This is a genomic window from Actinomadura sp. 1N219, from assembly GCF_044326405.1.
Taxonomy (GTDB): domain Bacteria; phylum Actinomycetota; class Actinomycetes; order Streptosporangiales; family Streptosporangiaceae; genus Spirillospora.
Window position 1 is genome coordinate 80,765 of the sequence record NZ_JBIRAY010000018.1, and the last position, 18,894, is coordinate 99,658.

Here is an 18,894-nt window from a genome sequence, read left to right on the forward strand (position 1 = left end):
AGAAGTGAAATCGCGTCCTGTGGATAACGCCTCTGGGAACTATCGGAAATGTCGGAATAAAGGTGGTCAGAAAGCGCAGGGGAGGGCCTTGATCCCGTTGATGAAGCTGCTGCGTTGCCGGACCGGCGCATCCGTGGCGTGAAGGTTCGGGAGACGCGTGTACAGCTCGCGCAGCAGGACGGTGACCTCGCGGCGGGCGAGGTGGGCTCCGAGGCAGAAATGCGGTCCGGGGGAGCCGAATCCCACATGCGGGTTGGGGGAGCGCGTGATGTCGAACAGGTGGGGATCCTTGAACACGTTCTCGTCCCGGTTGGCCGAGTTGTAGTAGAGGATCACGCGGTCACCGGAACGGTAGACGTGGCCCTGCAGCTCGTAGTCGCGGGACAGGGTGCGGCGCATCCACGTCACCGGCGAGGCGTAGCGGACGATCTCCTCCACGGCGCTTGGCAGCCGTCCGTCCAGGTCTGCGACGAGGACGTCCTTCTGGGCGGCGTGCTCGGTGAGCAGGGCGACGGCGTGCGACAGCGCGTTGCGGGTCGTCTCGTTGCCGGCGATGACGAGCAGCGAGAAGAAGCGTCCGAGGTCACGGTCGTCGAGGGCCTCGCCGTCCACGTTCGCGCTCGTCAGCGCGGTGACCAGGTCGTCTGCGGGCTTCTCCCGGCGCAGGCGGCCGAGGTCGGCCATGAGCCCGTGCAGGTAGGAGAACTTCTCCGCGAGGACCGTTGGACGGTCCTTGCCGTCCGCGCTGACGTGGTCCGGATCACCGACGGCCAGGATGACGTTGGTGGCGTCGATGACGTCGTCGTACGCCGAGTCCGGGATTCCCATCATCGAGCAGATGATTTGCAGGGGCATCGGCATGGCGACGTGCTCGACGAAGTCGCACGGCCCCCGCTCGGCCAGTTCGTCCACGATGCGACGCGCAAGGGCCGCGACGTCTCCCGTGACCCTTTCGACAAGCCGTGGCGTGAAGGAGCGGGAGACGATTCGCCGGAGCCTGGCGTGTCGCGGATCGTCCATGCTGATCATGGAGCCGATGTACTCGGTGAGCTGCGGCGGCGGATCGACGAGGCTGACGGCGGTGGGCGCGGAACTGAACACCTCGGGTTTGCGGCTCGCCTCGGCCACCTGCTCGTACCGGGTCAGTGCGTAGAAACCAGGTTCGTCGGGGAGGGGACAGAACACCGGCCTGTCCTCCGCCCGGAGTTCGGTGAAGAAGTCGTCCCGCTCGGCTTGGGATTTCGCCCAGAAATCAAGGCTCGACAGGTTCTGCTCGACAAGGGAGGGCATCCGTGGGAGCCGCCTTCCGTTGGGAGTAGCCGTCTTCAGGCTAACCCCGGACACCGCAGAACGCAGTCCAGAGCGGACGGGTAAGCGAACCCGCCCGCTCTGCACGAGACGACGCTGAACGGCTCCAGTCGGAGCGGCTGCGTGGGGCAGACCCAGTCAGCGGGCGGACGGCTCCACGTAGTGACGCTCTCCCGGCCCCACGTACACCTGGCGTGGACGACCGATCTTGGTGGACGGGTCGTTCATCATCTCGCGCCACTGCGCGATCCAGCCGGGCAGCCGTCCGAGTGCGAACAGCACGGTGAACGCGTTGGTCGGGAAGCCCATCGCCTTGTAGATGACGCCGGTGTAGAAATCCACGTTCGGGTAGAGCTTGCGCTCGACGAAGTAGTCGTCGCTCAGCGCGACCTCCTCCAGACGCATGGCGAGGTCCAGCAGCGGGTCGGATTTGCCGAGGGCGTCCAGGACCTTGCCCGTCGCCTTCTTCACGACAGCCGCGCGCGGGTCGTAGTTGCGGTAGACGCGGTGCCCGAAACCCATCAACTTGACGCCGGGCTCCTTGCGCTTGACGCGCTCTACGAACGAGTCGATGTCGTCGCCGCTCTCGTGGATGCGCTCCAGCATCTCCAGGACGGCCTGATTGGCGCCGCCGTGCAGAGGGCCGAACAGCGCGTCGACGCCTGCGGACACCGACGAGAAAAGGTTCGCCTGGCTCGACCCGACCAGCCGCACGGTGGACGTCGAACAGTTCTGCTCGTGGTCGGCATGCAGCACGAACAGCATGTCCAGGACGCGCACGATCTCAGGATCGATCTCGTACGGCTGCGTTGGGAGCCCGAACGTCATGCGCAGGAAGTTCTCGATGTAACCCAGTGAGTTGTCCGGGTACAGAAGCGGCTGGCCGTTGGACGTCTTGTACGCGTAAGCCGCGATGGTGGGGAGCTTGGCGATGAGCCGGACACTGGACTGGTCGACCTGCTCCGGGTCGAACGGATCCAAGCTGTCCTGGTAGAACGTCGACAGTGCGCTGACCGCGGACGACAGCACCGCCATGGGATGCGCCCTACGCGGGAACGCCGAAAAGAATGCGCGGAACTTCTCGTCCAGCAGCGTGTGGTTACGGACCTGGTCGGTGAATTCGCTCAGCTGGTCGGGAGTGGGCAACTCGCCGTAGATGAGCAGGTAGGCGACCTCAAGGAAGGACGACTTCTCCGCCAGCTCCTCGATGGGGTAGCCCCGATAGCGCAGGATGCCCGCCTCACCGTCGATGTAGGTGATCGCCGACGTGGTGGACGCGGTGTTGGTGAAGCCGGGGTCGAGGGTGACGTGACCGGTCTCCTTGAGAAGGCTGCCCACGACCAGTCCCGAGGGGCCCTCAGTCGACTCGGTCACCTCCAGAGGCATCCGGCCGCCCGCGTGGCCCAGCTCGAAATCCGACATGCGCGCTCACTCCCAACTGCGTCCCACACCTGCGTAGACGTTCCGTTCATCATCGTATCCACGTGATCACCGGCGCTTTTCAGTGGCCGCCTCGTTGACGGCGGGCACGCGCGGGTGCTCCGGTGGAACCATGACCCGCCACAGCACCACCGAGCTCGCCGCCCGCGCCCGCCGGGAGATCGCGGACGCGACGACCCAGAACCGCTTCGTCGAGCTGCTGGAATCAGGCGAGATGCCCAGGGAACGCCTGGTCTGGCTGGCCGGAGAGGAGTACCGGATCGTCAGCAGCGACCGGCGCAGTTTCGCGCTGCTGGCAGCGCGGTTCCCCGACAGGCCGTCCGGCGAGCTGTTCCTCGGGCTCGCGCAAGGCGAGGGCCAGGCGCTGACGCTCCTCGGCGACTTCGCAGCCGCGCTCGGCGAAAGTGACGAGAATCTCAGCGCATACGAGCCGAAGCCGTTCGCGCAGGTCTATCCGGCCTACCTCGCGCAGCGGGCGGCGTTCGGAACCGCAAGCGAGGTCGCCCTCGCCATGCTGGCCAACCTGGAGGAGTGGGGCTCCTACTGTTCCCGTACCGCGAAAGCCCTCCGCACCCAGTACGGCTTCAGGGAGGCGGACGTCGGATTCTTCACGTTCTTCGCCGAGTCGCCGCCCGGCTTCGAGGAACAGGCCTTGGAGGTCATCGCGTCCGGTCTCGCCTCTGGCGACGACCCGGAGGAGGCACTCCGTGCAGCCCGCCTCCTGCACGCGTACGAGACGGCCTTCTGGGACGCGCTAGCGGAGGGTCTTTCCTGAGCCCTTACGGGTGCGGTTCCCGGAGAGTCGGTAGCTCGGCTGTGATTTCGACGAGCGTCCGTTCCTGCACGCCGATCAACTGCTCTACGTCTACGGGCGGCCACTCTTCGCCGTAGTGAGCGTCCAGCAGCGTGGACAGGGCGACGAGGACATGCTCCGGTGAAGGACGTTCTCCAGGATCCTTCACCAGGCAGCGCGTCACCAGCCCGCGCATGGGGTCGGGCAACCGAGCGAGGTCTGGTTCACCATGGACGATTCGGGCGCGTACCTTGTGGCCCGTCCCGAACGGCGCCGCACCAGTAACGGCGTACACAAGGGTCGAGCCAAGGGAGAACACATCGCTCTCAGGTGCGACGGGATCGCCGAGTGCCTGCTCAGGTGACATGTACGCCGGCGTCCCCAGAATCTCCGTTTTTGACAGGGGCAATGCGTCAAGTGGGCGTGCGATACCGAAGTCGATGACCCTCGGGCCGTCCGAGGCCAGCAGGACGTTCGACGGCTTCAAATCCCTGTGGACGATCCCCGCCCGATGGATCGCGATCAGAGCCTCGGCCAGCCCCGCGCCCAGCCGGCAGGCGGCCTGTTCGCGGAGCGGCCCCTTCTCCTGGACGACGGTGGAGAGACTCACTCCCGGGATGTACTGCGTCGCCAGCCACGGCTGGTCCGCGTCCGGATCGGCGTCGACGACAGGCGCCGTGTAGAAGCCGCTGACCGACTGCGCGGAGGTCACTTCACGGCGGAATCTCGTCCTCCACCTGGGATCGTCCAGGAGTTCCGGCCGGATGACCTTCACCGCGACCAGCCGTCTGCTCGGCGACGCCCCGAGGAACACCTCGCCCATCCCGCCGGAGCCGAGCCGCGCGACCACGCGGTAAGGGCCGATCTTTTCCGGAAGCTCTGACTGCATGGGTATCCGATCGTGCTGGGGCGGGCTCAATCGTCCCATGCACTCGCCGCTCGTCCGGCCGAATGGCCCTTCACGTCCAGGGGAGGGCGCTCCGTTCAGCCCAGTAGATTTCCGGTGGGACGCTCAGGCGGGCCAGCACTTCGAGGTCGTTCTCATCAAGCGACACTTCTGCCGCGGCCAGGTTGGCGTCCAACTGGGCGGGACTGACCGCGCCGATAAGGACGGTGTCCGCCCACGGCCGACTAAGAGCAGCGGCAAGCGCCAAAGCATCCGGCTGGACGAGGTTCCTGGCCGCCACGGTCCGCAAACCCGCGGGCGGCTGTGTGGCGAGTCTCCCGTTGGCAAGGACTTCCTTGAGCAGTACGTGCAAGCCCGCATCGTGCGCTTCCCGTAGGGCTTCCCCAGCAGAGGTCTCTAGGACGTTCCACGTTGACTGAACGGTGCTGAAGAGACGCTGCCCAGACACTTCCAGCGCTACCGCGCTGCGGATCGTGTCGGCCTGCCCCGGCCCCGATGTCGAGAAGCCGACGCGGAGACCGTCCGCGGCCGCTTCCGCAAGAGCCGCCTGTAGATGCACGTCCTGGAACAAGGGGCTCTCTTCCGTGAGCGAATGCACTTGGTAGGCCGACAGGTATCCGCCTAGAAGGGCGCGAGTCTCTTCGCACTGGGCCCGGTAACGGTCGAGACTGTGCTCCTTCACCTCGTGCACCGGCGCGTCAGTCTTCCATTCGCCGACGTAGGTGTATCCCCACTTACTCGAGACCGTCATGTCTTCCAGGGTTCGTGCGGTGAGCCAACCACCGAGGAACTCCTCAGCCCTGCCATACGACCGCGCCGCGTCCACCCATCGGATGCCGACGCTGTAGGCCGCGTCGAGAACGTCCCAGGTCGCTGTGCGCATCTGCTCCACGCTCCGGCCAGGCGGCAACTCGTCCGCCCGGCCGACGTTGATGTACGCCGGACGCCCGAGCGCCGCCAACCCGATCCCGAACCGATGTACCGCGTTCATCCTCACAGCCTGGCATGCCGCGCTCCACCCCAAGCCACGAAATTCGCCGACAACACGTGACAAATCACCCCGCCAAGTTATCCACAGGATCACGTTCTACTGCACTGGGCGGAACCTGTCGGCGAGGCTGTGCACGTCAAGGTCCCGCTGTCGTAAGAAAGGCAAGACGATGCCCGCACAGATCACTCGTGGCCAATTCGGGGGTCACCGGTTCGCCGTTCACCTCGGGCTCACCCGGTGGCAGATGCGCCTCGGCGTGGAGCACGGAATCCTGCCGGAACCCGATTTCGACGGCGACCGATGGTCCGCGGACCTCGCCGAGGAGTGTCGGGGACTCGGCGAGCAGGTCATCGCCAGATTCGGCGACGATCCACCGATCGGATCCGCCCGTGCGGCCGCCAGGCTGGCCGCGCGACTGGGACTCGACGTCGAGCGGCGGGACATCGAGGTGCTGGTCGCCCAGGGAGATCTCACCGTCATCAGCAACTTCCGCGGATACCCGGTCTACCTCCTGCACGACCTGGACCGGCTCGACCCCACCGCCGTGCGCTCGGTGGTCTCCGCCCGGAAGGGCCCGCTCACCGACACCGTCGACGCCGGCGGAGCCGCCGTGATCCTCGCCTGGCCGCGGAAGACGTTCGACCGCATCGCCGCCGAACGCCACCTCACGACAGACCAGCTCGGACGCTACGCCCTCGCCGACGTCCGCGCTCTCGGCGCGGACGAGATCCTGGTACGGCGGGTCGCCGATGAGAAACGCGAAACGGCCATGAAAAGGACGCGACGGTCCGAGACGAGGATGGAGGACGTCGTCCGCGGCTGGATGCTTCGCTGCACCGCCTACCTGGACCGAGACGCCGACCAGCCGCCGGACATCGGCTCCCTCAGCCGCGCGATGCGAGGCCTCACGTCCGTCAGGGCAGAGCTCACAAGACAGGAACGAACACCGTCCTAGACGAGCGCGCACCCTCCTCTCGCCCCGCGCCCAGCAAGCCGCCGCTCAGCACGACCGACGTCCAACGACCAATCTTGACCCCCACGCCCTGCCAGAGGGCACGAGCATCTAGAGGTGGACCCCGACTTCAAGCGTGCCTCTCATACAACCGTCTCGGCCGGAGACGCGCTCAACACCACCGATCCAACGAATCGCATCCCGCGATACTCACTGCGCCACTTGACTCAGAGACGCCCACCGCATTCACGCTCGATCCTGCGATCTCGGCTAAAGCTGGAACGCCAGGAATGGAGGACGAAGGTCGGCCATCCCGTCACTCCCCAGCCGCGTAGTCGTCGGCGCCGCACCAGATCACGAGACCTGATTGCCCCGTCACAGGGGGTGGGGGCCGCTCCCCACGGGATGCGCGGCTGGACCGGTATCGGCCCAGCCGAGGCGAGGCCGGCTGCGACTGAACGCTCCTAGCTGCGCTAGACGTCTCCAAGGTCGACTGCACGCCCCGGGTCGGCTGGGCTATCCCTAAATCGGCCGAGCCCGCCTCTGGATCGGCCGGGCCCGCCTTCGGATCGGCGGGGCCCGCCTTCGGATCGGCCGGGCTCGCCTTTGGGTCGGCTGGGATCGCCTTCGGATCGGCTGGGCATCGCCTGGGTTTGCTGGACGATCCTTGGGATGGCTGGGCGCTTGGTGGGTCGGGCGGGACTGCGTTGAGCCGGACGTTTTGCAGGTCGGCTAGCGGCAGGGTCGATTGGACATTCTGGTAGGTCGGCTGGTTATAGGTCGGGTCGGCTGTTCCGCAGGTCGACTTGATACAGGTCGGGTCGGTCACCGCGCTCCGCCAGCGGTCTCAGCAGCGCCGCCACGGCGTCGAGCAGTTCCCTGGGATTCATGATCACGCCCCCTCTGGCGCCGGTGGAGCCGTGCGGTCACTCCTGCGGGCGCCCCGCGTGGACGTTTCTCCAAGTCGATCGGGCGTTCTGTTGTGAGGCGGTGGGGTGGAGTTTGGGTGCGGCGGGTTGCGATGGTCAGGGGCGGCGTTGGGTGGAGCGGCGTTTGGAGGCGGACTTCTGGTCCTGTTGTTGGCGGGCCAGGGCTGCGAGGAGGCGGTCGCGGGCCTCAGTGCGGGATATCGCGGGTAGCCGCTCGGGGAGTGCGGAGGTCAATGTCGAAGGGGCATCGACCAGACCTTCGTCATCGATCGAGGCCCGATCTCCCGTCCAGGTGCCGAGGAGGACCGCGGAGACGCCGCCGGGGTGCCGACCGATGAGGGCTTTGATCCTCTCCGACTCCTCCGCGCAGTCGGCCACCAAGAGGAGACGTCGTCCCTGTTCGGTGCCCGTGTTCTTGCGGATTGCGAGTTCGGTCTCCAGATAGGCCAGGGCGGCGTCGAGGTTGCCGGGAATGAAGAGGCCGGCGGTGTCGTCGTCGAGGAGTTCGTCCTCGCCGAGACCGAAGAGGACGGTGGCGTCCGGCCGGGGGACGACTACGAGCGAGCTCTCGCTGTGCTCGTCGAGGGCGGTCAGGGCCAGTACCCGCGCAGTGGAGACGGCTCCCGGGCCTGTCAGTCCCGTGGCGGGAGCGGCGAACGGGTCGACGACGGGGTGATAGGTGAGCCGAGCGGGCGGCGCCGCTGTGGTCGTGGCCGTGGAGAACGCGGGCAGTCCGGCGGCGGCGTAGATGCGGTGCCGGAACGGATAGCAGATCGCCGCTGCAGCAGGCAGGAGGAGGCCGAGGAGCAGGACCGGCTGCAGCGAGGACGGGCGCGACTCGAGATCCTGTGCCTGGCTGCGGGTGCGCGTCGGTGTTGGGGCTGAGACGTGCGGAGTCGTGGTCTTCGACTGCGTCGGTCTGGAGGGAGAGGTGCTCGGAGCGTCCGGCGCAGTGGGCTGCCGGGGGGCGGGCTCTTTGTGCTGTCCTGACGACGGCGGCCATCGTCTGGCCTTGAAATTCCAGTCGAATCGGTCGCCTCTGCGGGCGAATTCCCGACCGCGTCCTGATCGTCTGCGAGACCTCTCGTACATCGCCAGCCATGCCTCCTTGCACTTGTGGGCGGTGTGCCGGTCACCGACGATCACGGCGTGACGGCAGATCGGCGGTATCGACCCGCGCGGCTCGGGCGAGGCGGGGGTGACCGCGTCCGCTGGGGTGGCCACGCCAATGGAGATGGCGCCGGCCAAGGCCGTATAACCCAAGATCCCGCCGGTGCAGCGAATCAAGTCGCTGATCATTACGGCAGGTATGGGTTGTGTGAGGAAACGGTTCATCTTCGCCCCGGGGGATCGCGTCGGTCACCGTGAGAATGCCGATCGTAGTCACTCCGGCTACGGAGCGTTGAGCAATGCGCGCAGTCGAATGGAAGATCATTCGGAGTCGACTCTGTCATCCCCGGATCGATATGACTGCCATATCCTAATTGCCCGAAATTTTGTACCCGTGCTCATCGCATGGCTCACACGGCTAGAGAAGAAAGCAATCCGAGCAGTTGGCCTGACTACAGAGGATTTACCGGAGAAGCGACTTGGCGATGTCCCGTGACCAAGGGTGCGAGGACCCCCCAGGCGCCGACCTGCCACAGAGGCCCTGCCGTGCACGGCCGGGTAGCGGCGCGGTGCCGTAAGTCTCACTCGAAGCTACCGACCACGACGTCCGCTCGTCGGCTGCGGCAACGCCGGTCGAGGGCACGGGTAGTCACGATTAAGGCGGTGCCGGTTGTGCGGCCACGTTGGGGCGGTGCCGGCTAGGGGCCCAGAATGGGGCGTTCGGGCCGGTTGCCCGGCGGAAGGTGTCCATCTGCTTGGCGCCAGTCTGGACGAAGTTGGTGCAGGGACGGTGGCTGGCAGGGTGCCGGTGTTCGGGCTGACGTGATCGGGTGAGGGGTCGGGGCGAGCGTGTTGGTCGGGTGAGGTCGGGTTGGGTGTGCTGATGGTTGTGCTGATCGGGTCGGTCGGCCTTCCGCGTGGGGGTTCCTCTCGTTGGTGGCTGTCTGGTCGAGATTGATGTGGGACGGTCGGTTGATGGGGCCCCGGTGCTGAGGTTGACATGGTCGGGGGAGCGGTCGGGGAAAATGTGATGGTTGGGTGTGTTGTTGTGGGGCCGGTCGACCGCCGCGTGGGCGTTCGTCTTGTTGGCGGTGGGCTGGGCGTGGTTGGTCGCTGGTGGGACGCGGGTGTCGAGGTTGATGTCGTCGGGTGATGGGTTGGGAAAGCGGCGGTTGCGTGAGGCTGGGAGTGGGCTTCGCCCGCGCCGCCCTGTCCGGCCGGCACCACGACTCGCCCTCAGACCGACGCGACGTACCGTCCCGCCTACGGGCCGCCGACGACACGCGGGGCGTTGTCCCTACCTTGCTCCTCCCGGCTGGCGGTTGGGTCAGGCGGGGCTAGGTGTGCCGGTGGTTGTGTTGTCTGGGTCGGGCGACCCCGTGTGGGGGCTCGTCTCCTTGGTGGCGGTCTGGGCGAAGGTGATGCGGGACGGTGTTGGCGGGGCGCCGGTGTCGAGGTTGTCGTGGTCGGGAGTTCTCTGGACGGGTCGTCGTGTTCGGAACTTGTGTGCTTGTGCGTTCATGGTCGGCGGGCGAGGGGCAGGTGACGGTTCGATGCGACGAAAGCGAAGTTGGTGCTCGGTCGGACAGGCGCAGGTGGACGCCACCCGTCCGGCTGCGTCCATGGGTGAGATCTCCTCAGACCTTGGCGATGCGCGGCGGTGTATGTGTGCGTGGTGGCCAAGACGTGCGAGTTGATGGGTGGCGGCTCTGGGCTCGTTGGGGACTTGGCGTTCACCTGTGCGAACGTCGTCGGTCGGCCTCTGGGCGGGTTGTTGTGCGGTGCCTCTGGGTGTCCAGCTTGCTGCCCGGCTGTGGGGAGGGCCCCGAGGGTCTGTGTGGGTGTGGGGTGAGGGGGCTTGTTCGGGTGGTTCCGGCTGCGCTTAGGCGTGTTGGGCTTCGCTTGGGGCGCGAAGGGGTTAGGCGGCAGATGGGAAGGGGTCTGCGGGGGACTCTAGGAGGTCGTACATGCCCAGGGGCAGGGTGTCGCTCCATAGCCAGTCGTTGATCGTGCCGTCGAAGTCTGCGGGTGGGGCAACGGTTAGAAGGCGTGGAGTCAGGAGGGAGAGGTGCACTCCGAACGGGGCCGGGGGTGTGATGTGGACGCGGCGTGTGGTGCCCCAGAAGTCGTTGAAGTCGCTCTGGGCGAGGTGCAGGTCGGCGGCGATCGTCCGGGTTCGGGCGGCTGGGCCGGTGGCCAGCCAGGACCAGTGGTCGGTGAGGAGGCGCCGGGCGGTGGTGCGCAGGACGTTGAGGGCCGCCAGGTCGTGCGGGCAGGCGACGTCGCTGATCTGGACCTCGGGAAGGCCGAAGCGGCGCAGGCCCCGGGTGCGCAGGCGGACGCAGGCGCAGCCGTTCACGCCCTCGGGGTCCAGTTCGGGCTCTGCGGCGGTGCAGTGGCCGTTGGCGCGATACGGCGGCAGGACGTCGCCGAGCCAGTGGTCGGAGAGCACGAAGCGCGTCCTCTCCATGGTGGACGGCGACAGGATGTGGCCGGTGACGAGGTCGGCCGTGATCCCGCCGATGGCCTCGGCGATGGCGTACGCGGCCGAACGGGCGACCTGGACGCCGCGGGGCTGGTCGGTGACGGGCGCGAAGGCGGTGACGACGGCGAACTCGGCTGCGTCGTTGAAGGCGAGCGCGGCCTGCCGGTCCTCGGGTCGGGCCGCCTTGACGCGTCCCGGGTCCCAGCGCAGGCATGTGAGGTCTTCCCGGGTGACCTGCAGCTGGGGCGAGCCGAGCCGTCCGGCGATGTGGGCATGGAAGGGGGCGGGCTTGCTTCGGCGGAGCAGATCGACGAGGTCCTGCGGGACGCTCTCTGCGGCGACGGCGAACCGGGAGGTCGTGGTGGACGGAACCGGGAACGTGATCGTGGCCATCAGGCCGCTCCTTCCTTGCCGCGACATGGTGTGCCCAGCATGCGGCGGCGTCCCGGCCGGGAGCAGTAGAACCTCGTTCTGGGGATAACTTCCGTCGAGAGCCCCGACGGTGCTGGATGCGCATCCCGAGTGTCCGGGATGGCGCGCGGGTGGGACGCGGCCTGGTCGGCGGGGGCGTGGTGACTTGTGGTGCGGCCCTGCCTGGGCTCTTCGGAGGACGGTAATGCGGATCCGCGGAGCCAGCTTTGCGGTGTCGTCTTCGCTGGTGGCTTTGGGGATGTGGATTCGTGCGTCGCGCCAGGGCCCGCGGCCAGAGGGTGCGGCTTGTGTTTCGTTTGGTCGGCGAGTGGGGCTGGGCGCGGCGGGAGGTCTTGCGAGGCGGCTCGACCTCCTCCTCCTCCGACGGAGGAGGAGGAGGTCGAGGCCTCGGACGTCAGCGGAAGAGGGGGTCGATGAAGTCGGCCCCCAGGCCGACCTTTTCGAAGTGCTCGCGGCACATCGCGATGTAGTCGTGGACGTCGAAGTAGCCGTCCGGCTCGCCGTTCTCGTCCAGCCAGATGAGCGGGCCCTTCACGATGAACAGCGTCTTCATCGGCTCCTCGTGCTCGTAGGCGACGAGCGTGTGGCCCTCGCCCGGCGCCTCGTAGATGAAGTCGCCGGCGGTGGCGGTCCAGGGACGCTCCAGGTAGCCCCACTTGCCGGAGATCGTGTAGGCGAACACCTCGTGCGGGTGGTAGTGCCGGTTCACCAGGCCTGCGCTGGTGGCGCGCAGGATGTCCGACCAGGTGTTGTCCTTGACGTTGATCCACAGCGGACGGGAGCCGACGGTCTCGGTGAACGGCACGTAGTAGCGGTCGTCGTCGGTGGCGACCTTCGACAGGTACACCTCCGGCAGCGCGTCCGGCTTCTGCGAGTTCTCGAGCGGTTTCAGGTCCTTCCAGAACTCTGTCGTCGCGTCGTCGGGCATGGCGTCCTCCAGCATGCGCGGGGTCCGATGGCTTGTAGTGAATCGTGCCAGAACCGGCCGTGTCTTCCCGGTCTGCCTGGGATTCTGCCCATCTCTGCCGCGAAGGGGTGCGCGGGGCTTCAGTTCGGGGGCGACGCTCGGTTGCCGGTTGCCGGTTGCCGGTTGGGGGCCTGGGGAGCGCTCTGGCTTGCGGCAAGTTGCGGCAGTGGGCCGGCGGCGGTTTGGGGGGCATGTGCTGGGGCGCGGTGTCGAGTGGTGCGGTGGGTGTTTTAGGGGGACGGCCGGGCTGTTGCGGTCCTGGAGGCCGTACGTCAGGCGGCGACACGCCGTTCACCACGAAAAAGACCAGCTTCGGCCGAATTCGCGGTGATTCGCGCGGCATCGACGCTCAAATCAGGGGAATGTGTACGTTGGGGAGATCAACACTGCTGTGAGCTGCGGGGACTGCCCCCGCCGCACAGCCTTGGGAAGAGGAGGTCCCCGTGGCCCGAACAATGTCCAGGGGCACCCGCGTCACCGGTGCCGAACGCACGCGGCTCGCCGCGGAGCTGGCCCCGCGGTACACCGCCGGTGAGAGCATCCGTGACCTGGCGGCCGAGACCGGCCGGTCGTACGGGTTCATCTACAACGTCCTGAAGGAGGCGGGCGTGCCGCTGCGGGGCCGTGGCGGCAACACCAGGCGCAAGAGGGCCTGACCGCTCCCTAGATCGAGACAGGAAGAACGAGCACATGATCGGATGTCCCCCTCGCCCCCCGGGGGGACGCCGTGCGCTAGGAACGGCGGAACGCCCCGGTGACCTCGAGGCGGCCGTTCAAGCTGGCGAGGTCCGCGGCCGCCCGCCCGGCCACCCAGCCTTCGTAGTTGGACACCGAGCCCGCCCGTCCTTTGGCGAGGTTCGGGAACATCGTGTCGACCGCGTGGTCGACGGCCCGGTCGCGCGCGGCCAGCACGGGAAGCAGATCCTTCCCGCCGGCGCCCGCGGCCGCCCGTCCCGCCGCGTCCCGCAGCCGCTCCCCGACACGGGCGGCGTAGGCGTTCAGGAAGGCGTGGCGGAACGAACGCGTCCGTGACCGTCCCCGCGCATCCCGCCTGGGACCCGCATGGACCATGGCTCCCGTCGCCTGGACGAGCAGGGACGTGAACAGCATCTCCACCGCCGCCAGATCGGCCGGGAACCCGAGGACCGTGGAGAATCCGAGTTCCCGATGCCACACCGCCCGGCAGCGGTTGGCCTCGGCCACCACCGTCAGCAGCACCGCCTTGGGTGCCTCGTAGGGATTGTCCACCGGGATGCGCCGTCCGGCCGGACCGGCCGTGTCGCCCGTCTCCGCGGCCAGCAGCGCGTGGTCGATGCTGTGACGCGCCATCAGCTCCTGGGCGCGCGCGCTGAGCGCCTCAGCCTCCTCGGGGAACTCGGTGGACTCGGCCTTGGCCAAGAGCGCCCTGACCCTGCTGAGCGTTCGCTGGTCGACCTCGCGTGGGGTGCCTGTGGAGCGTTCTGGCGTTTCGGTGGTGTTGTGCGTGCCTGGGGGAGGGCCCATGCTCGGCAGCCTTGGCAGGTACTCCAGGAGATGGACGAGTTCGACCGCACACGCGACGTAGAGCGCACGTTCGACGCCTTCGCGCTTGCACCAGGCGTCCGGATGCTCGTTGTCGTCCTCCCACCACACTTCGGCTCCGAGGACGGCGAGTTGCTCGCGCCATCGGTCGTCCACGGTCGCGGCGGAGTAGGCCCTCATTTCGGCTGCGATCGCGTCCGTTGCTAGACGTGCGTGCCTGGGCGTCCGGCGGCGGGACGTGAATCTGACCACATCGGCTGGTTGCCAGTTCCGGCCCCAGGCCGCGGTGACTCTCTGCTGCATCTGGGTGGCGAGACACCGGTCGGTGGCCAGCCTCCATGCATCCCCGCTGACTGTGCTGGGGGGTGTGGAGAGGTCGGCTACTCGGCGGTTGAAGGCGGTGGCGTCGCCTTGCGTGAGCGCGCGGATGGCCTGGGCTGTCAGGGCGTTCGCGGCTTCCGTGAGTGAGGTCCTTGACGAGGTTCCGGGCGCGTCTCCGGTCGTCTCGTCGGGGTGTGAACGGCGCCACGCCTTTCGCACGGCCACTCCCGTCCTCCGCGTCACATGGGCACCACGCATCCTGCCATCCGGCGGCGACAGAATCGCGGTACACGGCGGGGGGCGGTGCTCGCATGCGAGGGCGCCCGCATGCGAAAGCCCCCGGCGTTGCGTCCAGGGGCTTGGAGGGCGGTTCGCAGTCCTACTCCTCGGCGTCTCCGCGCATCTCCTCGATCACGACGCTCTGGTAGGCGCGGGACGTGTCCGGGACGTAGCTGAGCCGCGCCAGCGCCTTGCCTTCACGGTTCCTGATCTCGAAGTGGTAGCCCTCCCTGACCTCGCCGATGTGCGCCACGGCCTGGTCGTGCCGGAGCCGGCACATCGTGTCGACCTTCTCCAGCGCCACCTTCAGGCTCCCCGCGTCGCTGATGAGCCGGGCCGGCTCGCTCGTCTCCCAGATCTCGAACATTGGTCGTGTCCTGTCGGCGGGTCGGTAGGAACGTGCGGGCATTCCAGACTTCGGAGACAGCTTGAACCCAATTTGTGGATCTTTCAATCAGTGCAGGTATCGGATTGATCACTATTCGGAGTTGTCCACGCTCACAGCGTCATGTCCGCATGTGGCGGCGTATGGACGCTTCCCCTGGGCGCGCCGGATCGATAAGGTCCGCCGCGCACGTCCGAACGCCACTTCAAATGGCAGGGGCGGACGATTGTCAGAGGCGTGCATCAGGCGTCGTCCGCCACGGACACGACAGTCTCCTTTGCGTCCGGTTCGATGAACTGTAGGAGCGACTCTCCCTCGGCGGTCAGTTCGTCGAGGGCGGCCTGGGGGAGGGGCTCGAAGGGGCGCAACCGCAGCGTGGCGACCTTGCGCTTGTACTCCGTCTCCCAGATGCCGCGCGCGAAGCCGTCCCAGAGAAAGACCGCCCGGACGCGGAGGTTCTTCGTGGTGAGGGACGGCCGGTGCGCGTCGGCGATTATTCGTCTGCGGTCGGCGTGCGCTAGGACGAGGCTGTCGAACTCTGGCAGGAATCGCGCGGGGGCTGGAACGTCCTCACCGGGCCGTGGGGCGTCGGGTAGATCGAACAGTTCCCGGCCCTTGTCGTCGGCGAATACGCGGAGGCCTGGACGCAGCCGATCCAATGCTTCGCCGCTCGCGGACAGCCCGGACCATGTTTGCGCATCAGCGGCCGATGCGGGCCCATAGGCGGCCAGATAGCGGAGCATCAGTTCGTCTATCGCCGGTTCTGCCGCGGGGGCGGCGCCCAGCCAGCCAGGGGCCAGAGTGAACCGCGACGTACGGGGGAAGCCCCACCTGTCTTGGGTGGGGACCATGACCAACGGCACACAGAGCCGGACGGCATAGCCGAGAGCCCGATCGTTGACGTCCGGGAACTCTTCCTGGAGCAGCGCACGCACTTCGTTGAACGTGCGGGGCTCCGCTTCGAGGAGTGAGCGCGCCGCCGGGACGACCTTCTGCAGATCCAAGCCTTCGGCACGGTCGCCCAGGACACGGAGAGCGCCGTCCAGCATCGGCTGCATCGCCGTGCGGAACGCCGTGTAGTCGTCGCCCGTCATCAGGTGCAGCGTGGCGCGCATCATCGTGGCGCGGACGAGCGACCGGTCGTGCAGGGCGGCGTGCAGGTCGGACGCCTGGAAGCCGGTCAGGCGCGTCCACAGCCCCAGGAACGGCGGCTTGGGTTCCTGCGCCTGCATCCCGCACAGCCGCCGCACTGCCTCGGTGACCGTGATCGGCTCCCGCGCCAGCAGGAACTGCCGGGCGAGCGTGGCGCGGTTGAGAGCGCGGATGCTCAGGGTGTCTGTCACACGTCCAGGATGCCCGTCCCGCCGCTGATCCCTGGCACCGGCGCCACTAGAGATATATCGTGTCTTTGCCATGAACGAGACATATCGCGAGGCCGGACGTGGGTGAGCGGAGCCGTCCGCCATGCGCTGCGCACCTACTCGGTGTGGGACTACGACGCGGACGGCGGCGTCATGGAGCTGTGCGTCATGGACCACGGCGCGGACGCGCCCGGCGTGCGCTGGCTGCGGGACGCCCGGCCGGGCCAGGAGGTCGTCTTCGGCAAGCCGGAAGGGACGTTCGGGCTGCGTCCGGCCGCCTACCATCTGTTCGCGGGCGAGGAGACGGCCTCGGTGGCGTTCGGCGCCATGCTCCGGGGCGGCGGGGCCGGACGAGCCGGTGCACGGCGTGATCGAGATCGCCCGGCCGGAGGACCGGCTGCCGCTGCCGCGGGGCGACGAGCTGACCTGGCGCCATCGCGGCGACGCCTCCGCCGCGGGCTCGGAGACGCTCGTGGACGCCGTGCGCGGCCTGGAGCTGCCGGCGGAGCCGGGGGTCGCCTACGTGGCCGGAGAGGCGCGCACCGTGCAGGCCGTCCGCGCCCACCTGGTGGGCGACCGCGGCTGGCCGCGCGGATCCGTGCTGGTCAAAGCGTTCTGGACGCCGGGCAAGCGCGGGATGGAGTGATCGGGAACGAGCGAGGGACGCCCGGGTTACGGGGGGAACTTTTCCAAAATGCACGTGCATCAGCTCTTGCACCTGCACGCCATCCCTAGCAGGATGAGCGCGGACCTCCCGCACGTGAACTCCCCGGAGATCGCGATGAACGCACACTTGAGCGACAGTGACCGACAGGCGCTGCGACTTGCCCAGGATCTCCGCGAGGAGATGCGGGCGGCGCTGCCGCAGGTGCCTACCGCACCATCGGTCTCCCCGTTCGTCGACCAGTCCGGGACGCCCAGCGTCCTGCTCCGGTTGGACGCCGACGCCGCACGCGCGCTGATGGCCCTGCTGGCCGAACGCCGCCTGGGGCCGGGCGCCGCGCCGTCCGGGGAGCCGCCCTGGGCCGAGGGCGCCCATATGCCGCCGTCCGCCTCGCCGCCCGCGACGCAGGGCGTCCCGGCGGCGCAGGGGCCCGTGGTGGCCGCGGTGTCCCCGTTCGGGGAGCCCGCCTACGCGGAGTCACCGTTCGTCCCGCCGCAGACGGACGCTTCCATGTTCATCAACGGGACGGGTCCGACGCCGCTCGTGCCCTCGCCGGGCTACCCGACGCGCTGACCCCGTGCTCCGCCCCGCCTGCGCACGGCTCGCACCTGTCTCACCCGCGCTCCGCCCCACCTGAGCTCGCCTGCGCCTCGCCTGCGCGATGTCACAGCCGCCCCCGCACCGTCCTGGTCGCGGGGGTTTTCGGCGTTTGGTCGGCAACCAACCCGGCGTCCTGCCGCCGCGCCCGCCACCGGCCGCCAGAGCTCCTCTCCGGACGGCCCGGACCCCTGCGCGTTCATGATCCAGCGGTCCCGTCACCCCGCCGGTTCGCGGCTTTGACCCGCCCCGCGGACGCCTTGTCCATGAGATGTTAAAGATCCTTTTCTCTGCGGGCGGCCCATGTCGACTGGACCGGAAGCCCTATGGGAAAGGCGTTCCCGCTTACTTCCCCGGAAAAAGATCTACCTTCTCAAAGGTAAAGAAATCGCCCGTTTGGCGAAAGCACGGTAATGCCGTATATAGTCAACCCCAGGTCAGGGTCATGAACCGTTGACCTGGCCAATCGCATAGCCGTCGCTTCCCGCCCGCCAGGCGGGATCCACCGCGCCGAACTGCGGCCGTACCATGCACCGGCCGCGCACCGTGTGGAGCCAATGAGCCCCCGGTCGGCGTTTCTCCCGCTTCATCCAAGCCCGTGATTCACGCACGTCCAAGGACGGATGTGCGCCCTTGATCGCGGGCGCGGTCCGCCATGTCTGTGGATCGTTCCAAGCGGGTCTTCCTCGCGGCGGCATCTCCCGAGTCCTGAGTCTCGGAGCCGTTTTCCCATGCCCGGATCCCCGGCCTAGGCCGCCCGGCGCGGAACGGCAGCCCTGTACCCCGAACGAAGGAAATTCATGCAGCAGCGAGCGATCAATGTCATCCTGACCGGCGTCACCGGCACCGCCCTCGCGGGCATGCTCGTGGCAGGCGTGGCCGCCGCAAGCGATGACTCCGCTCCCAGCGAGCAGTACATGTCGCAGGAGGCCGCGAACACCGGCCAGCACAAGGACGCCCAGAAGGGCTCGGACAAGGGCTCCGGCAAGGGCGACTCCGCCTCCGACCGCAAGCGCGAGAAGAAGGACTCCCGGGTCCTGCTCAGCGGCACGACGACCGCGTCCTACTTCTGGGACGACGGGTCCGGCGTGAACGGCGACACCGGCGCCCCCGCCGGCGGGAAGCCGATGCAGAAGGGCCTGTTCGCCAGCCCGAGCTGGCCCATGCACACCAAGGTCAAGGTCAGCTACAACGGCCGCAGCGTCACCGGCTTCGTCGGCGACCGGGGGCCGGGCAGGCCGTCGCACAAGGGCGTCATGCTCGACCTCGACACCTACACCTTCCGGTACCTGCTGGACGGCGAGAAGCCGAAGAGCAAGTACAACGCCGGTGGCGGCGAGGGTCACCTGAAGGGCATCAAGTGGGAGGTCATCAAGTGGGGCCCCGGCGCCGGCAAGAAGGGCAAGCCGCGGCCTTTCGGCTCATGACGTGAGGCCGCCCACGAGCCGTGGG

16 protein-coding genes and 1 pseudogene are annotated in these 18,894 nt (G+C 68.0%); 7 read left to right on the forward strand and 10 right to left on the reverse strand.

The window, feature by feature from the left end; all coding sequences use genetic code 11:
- Window positions 1-66 precede the first annotated feature (66 nt).
- Window positions 67-1,290: a cytochrome P450 gene (locus tag ACH35V_RS37170; protein WP_395979567.1), complete on the reverse strand. Its 1,224-nt coding sequence runs from the start codon at window positions 1,288-1,290 to the stop codon at window positions 67-69.
- Between the two features lie 156 nt (window positions 1,291-1,446).
- The gene (locus ACH35V_RS37175; RefSeq protein WP_131964662.1) at window positions 1,447-2,730 is read right to left on the reverse strand and encodes a citrate synthase; all 1,284 of its coding nucleotides are present in this window, start codon (window positions 2,728-2,730) and stop codon (window positions 1,447-1,449) included.
- A 130-nt stretch (window positions 2,731-2,860) separates the two neighbouring features.
- On the opposite strand from ACH35V_RS37175, the gene ACH35V_RS37180 reads away from it, so the two are divergent.
- Window positions 2,861-3,523, forward strand: coding sequence for a hypothetical protein (locus tag ACH35V_RS37180; protein WP_395979568.1), 663 nt, complete (start codon window positions 2,861-2,863; stop codon window positions 3,521-3,523).
- A 4-nt stretch (window positions 3,524-3,527) separates the two neighbouring features.
- Here the strand turns inward: ACH35V_RS37180 and ACH35V_RS37185 are convergent, their stop codons facing one another.
- Complete coding sequence (locus ACH35V_RS37185) at window positions 3,528-4,430, reverse strand: serine/threonine-protein kinase (RefSeq protein ID WP_395979569.1); 903 nt, start codon at window positions 4,428-4,430, stop codon at window positions 3,528-3,530.
- A 70-nt stretch (window positions 4,431-4,500) separates the two neighbouring features.
- Complete coding sequence (locus ACH35V_RS37190; RefSeq protein ID WP_395979570.1) at window positions 4,501-5,439, reverse strand: aldo/keto reductase; 939 nt, start codon at window positions 5,437-5,439, stop codon at window positions 4,501-4,503.
- 169 nt (window positions 5,440-5,608) lie between these two features.
- On the opposite strand from ACH35V_RS37190, the gene ACH35V_RS37195 reads away from it, so the two are divergent.
- Complete coding sequence (locus tag ACH35V_RS37195) at window positions 5,609-6,394, forward strand: hypothetical protein (RefSeq protein WP_395979571.1); 786 nt, start codon at window positions 5,609-5,611, stop codon at window positions 6,392-6,394.
- A gap of 1,022 nt (window positions 6,395-7,416) precedes the next feature.
- Here ACH35V_RS37195 and ACH35V_RS37200 read toward each other — a convergent pair.
- From ACH35V_RS37200 to ACH35V_RS37210, 3 genes are all read right to left on the reverse strand, one after another.
- Entirely contained in the window at window positions 7,417-8,619 is a 1,203-nt protein-coding gene (locus ACH35V_RS37200; RefSeq protein ID WP_395979572.1) for a hypothetical protein, read from the reverse strand.
- Window positions 8,620-10,348: 1,729 nt separating this feature from the next.
- On the reverse strand, window positions 10,349-11,308 hold the full coding sequence (locus ACH35V_RS37205) for a hypothetical protein (RefSeq protein WP_395979573.1): 960 nt from the start codon (window positions 11,306-11,308) through the stop codon (window positions 10,349-10,351).
- A gap of 433 nt (window positions 11,309-11,741) precedes the next feature.
- Window positions 11,742-12,290 carry a 2,4'-dihydroxyacetophenone dioxygenase family protein gene (locus ACH35V_RS37210; protein WP_395979574.1) on the reverse strand — a complete coding sequence of 183 codons (549 nt, stop codon included), beginning with the start codon at window positions 12,288-12,290 and terminating at the stop codon, window positions 11,742-11,744.
- 467 nt (window positions 12,291-12,757) lie between these two features.
- On the opposite strand from ACH35V_RS37210, the gene ACH35V_RS37215 reads away from it, so the two are divergent.
- The gene (locus ACH35V_RS37215; RefSeq protein WP_395979575.1) at window positions 12,758-12,970 is read left to right on the forward strand and encodes a helix-turn-helix domain-containing protein; all 213 of its coding nucleotides are present in this window, start codon (window positions 12,758-12,760) and stop codon (window positions 12,968-12,970) included.
- Between the two features lie 76 nt (window positions 12,971-13,046).
- Here the strand turns inward: ACH35V_RS37215 and ACH35V_RS37220 are convergent, their stop codons facing one another.
- From ACH35V_RS37220 to ACH35V_RS37230, 3 genes are all read right to left on the reverse strand, one after another.
- Window positions 13,047-14,015 (reverse strand): DUF2786 domain-containing protein, encoded by a 969-nt coding sequence (locus tag ACH35V_RS37220; RefSeq protein ID WP_395979576.1) that lies wholly within the window; start codon window positions 14,013-14,015, stop codon window positions 13,047-13,049.
- Between the two features lie 520 nt (window positions 14,016-14,535).
- On the reverse strand, window positions 14,536-14,802 hold the full coding sequence (locus tag ACH35V_RS37225) for a hypothetical protein (RefSeq protein ID WP_131970568.1): 267 nt from the start codon (window positions 14,800-14,802) through the stop codon (window positions 14,536-14,538).
- 260 nt (window positions 14,803-15,062) lie between these two features.
- A complete protein-coding gene (locus ACH35V_RS37230; protein ID WP_395979577.1) occupies window positions 15,063-16,163 on the reverse strand; it encodes a winged helix DNA-binding domain-containing protein in 1,101 nt (366 codons plus the stop codon).
- Window positions 16,164-16,172: 9 nt separating this feature from the next.
- Between ACH35V_RS37230 and ACH35V_RS37235 the strand changes: the two are divergent.
- The 4 genes and pseudogenes from ACH35V_RS37235 to ACH35V_RS37250 all read left to right on the forward strand — a co-directional run.
- Window positions 16,173-16,427 (forward strand): annotated as a pseudogene (locus ACH35V_RS37235) (siderophore-interacting protein); the annotation flags it as partial.
- 112 nt (window positions 16,428-16,539) lie between these two features.
- Window positions 16,540-16,827 carry a siderophore-interacting protein gene (locus tag ACH35V_RS37240; protein WP_395979578.1) on the forward strand — a complete coding sequence of 96 codons (288 nt, stop codon included), beginning with the start codon at window positions 16,540-16,542 and terminating at the stop codon, window positions 16,825-16,827.
- A 93-nt stretch (window positions 16,828-16,920) separates the two neighbouring features.
- Complete coding sequence (locus ACH35V_RS37245) at window positions 16,921-17,418, forward strand: hypothetical protein (RefSeq protein WP_395979579.1); 498 nt, start codon at window positions 16,921-16,923, stop codon at window positions 17,416-17,418.
- Between the two features lie 824 nt (window positions 17,419-18,242).
- Entirely contained in the window at window positions 18,243-18,869 is a 627-nt protein-coding gene (locus ACH35V_RS37250) for a hypothetical protein (RefSeq protein ID WP_395979580.1), read from the forward strand.
- The last annotated feature ends 25 nt before the right edge of the window (window positions 18,870-18,894 follow it).

Coding starts and splice junctions, on each gene's coding strand:
- ACH35V_RS37245 (WP_395979579.1), top strand. CDS start 16,921: ATGAGCGCGGACCTCCCGCACGTGAACTCCCCGGAGATCGCGATGAAC.
- ACH35V_RS37225 (WP_131970568.1), bottom strand. CDS start 14,802: ATGTTCGAGATCTGGGAGACGAGCGAGCCGGCCCGGCTCATCAGCGAC.
- ACH35V_RS37200 (WP_395979572.1), bottom strand. CDS start 8,619: ATGATCAGCGACTTGATTCGCTGCACCGGCGGGATCTTGGGTTATACG.
- ACH35V_RS37195 (WP_395979571.1), top strand. CDS start 5,609: ATGCCCGCACAGATCACTCGTGGCCAATTCGGGGGTCACCGGTTCGCC.
- ACH35V_RS37175 (WP_131964662.1), bottom strand. CDS start 2,730: ATGTCGGATTTCGAGCTGGGCCACGCGGGCGGCCGGATGCCTCTGGAG.
- ACH35V_RS37205 (WP_395979573.1), bottom strand. CDS start 11,308: ATGGCCACGATCACGTTCCCGGTTCCGTCCACCACGACCTCCCGGTTC.
- ACH35V_RS37180 (WP_395979568.1), top strand. CDS start 2,861: ATGACCCGCCACAGCACCACCGAGCTCGCCGCCCGCGCCCGCCGGGAG.
- ACH35V_RS37250 (WP_395979580.1), top strand. CDS start 18,243: ATGCAGCAGCGAGCGATCAATGTCATCCTGACCGGCGTCACCGGCACC.
- ACH35V_RS37210 (WP_395979574.1), bottom strand. CDS start 12,290: ATGCTGGAGGACGCCATGCCCGACGACGCGACGACAGAGTTCTGGAAG.
- ACH35V_RS37190 (WP_395979570.1), bottom strand. CDS start 5,439: ATGAACGCGGTACATCGGTTCGGGATCGGGTTGGCGGCGCTCGGGCGT.
- ACH35V_RS37220 (WP_395979576.1), bottom strand. CDS start 14,015: ATGAGGGCCTACTCCGCCGCGACCGTGGACGACCGATGGCGCGAGCAA.
- ACH35V_RS37185 (WP_395979569.1), bottom strand. CDS start 4,430: ATGCAGTCAGAGCTTCCGGAAAAGATCGGCCCTTACCGCGTGGTCGCG.
- ACH35V_RS37170 (WP_395979567.1), bottom strand. CDS start 1,290: ATGCCCTCCCTTGTCGAGCAGAACCTGTCGAGCCTTGATTTCTGGGCG.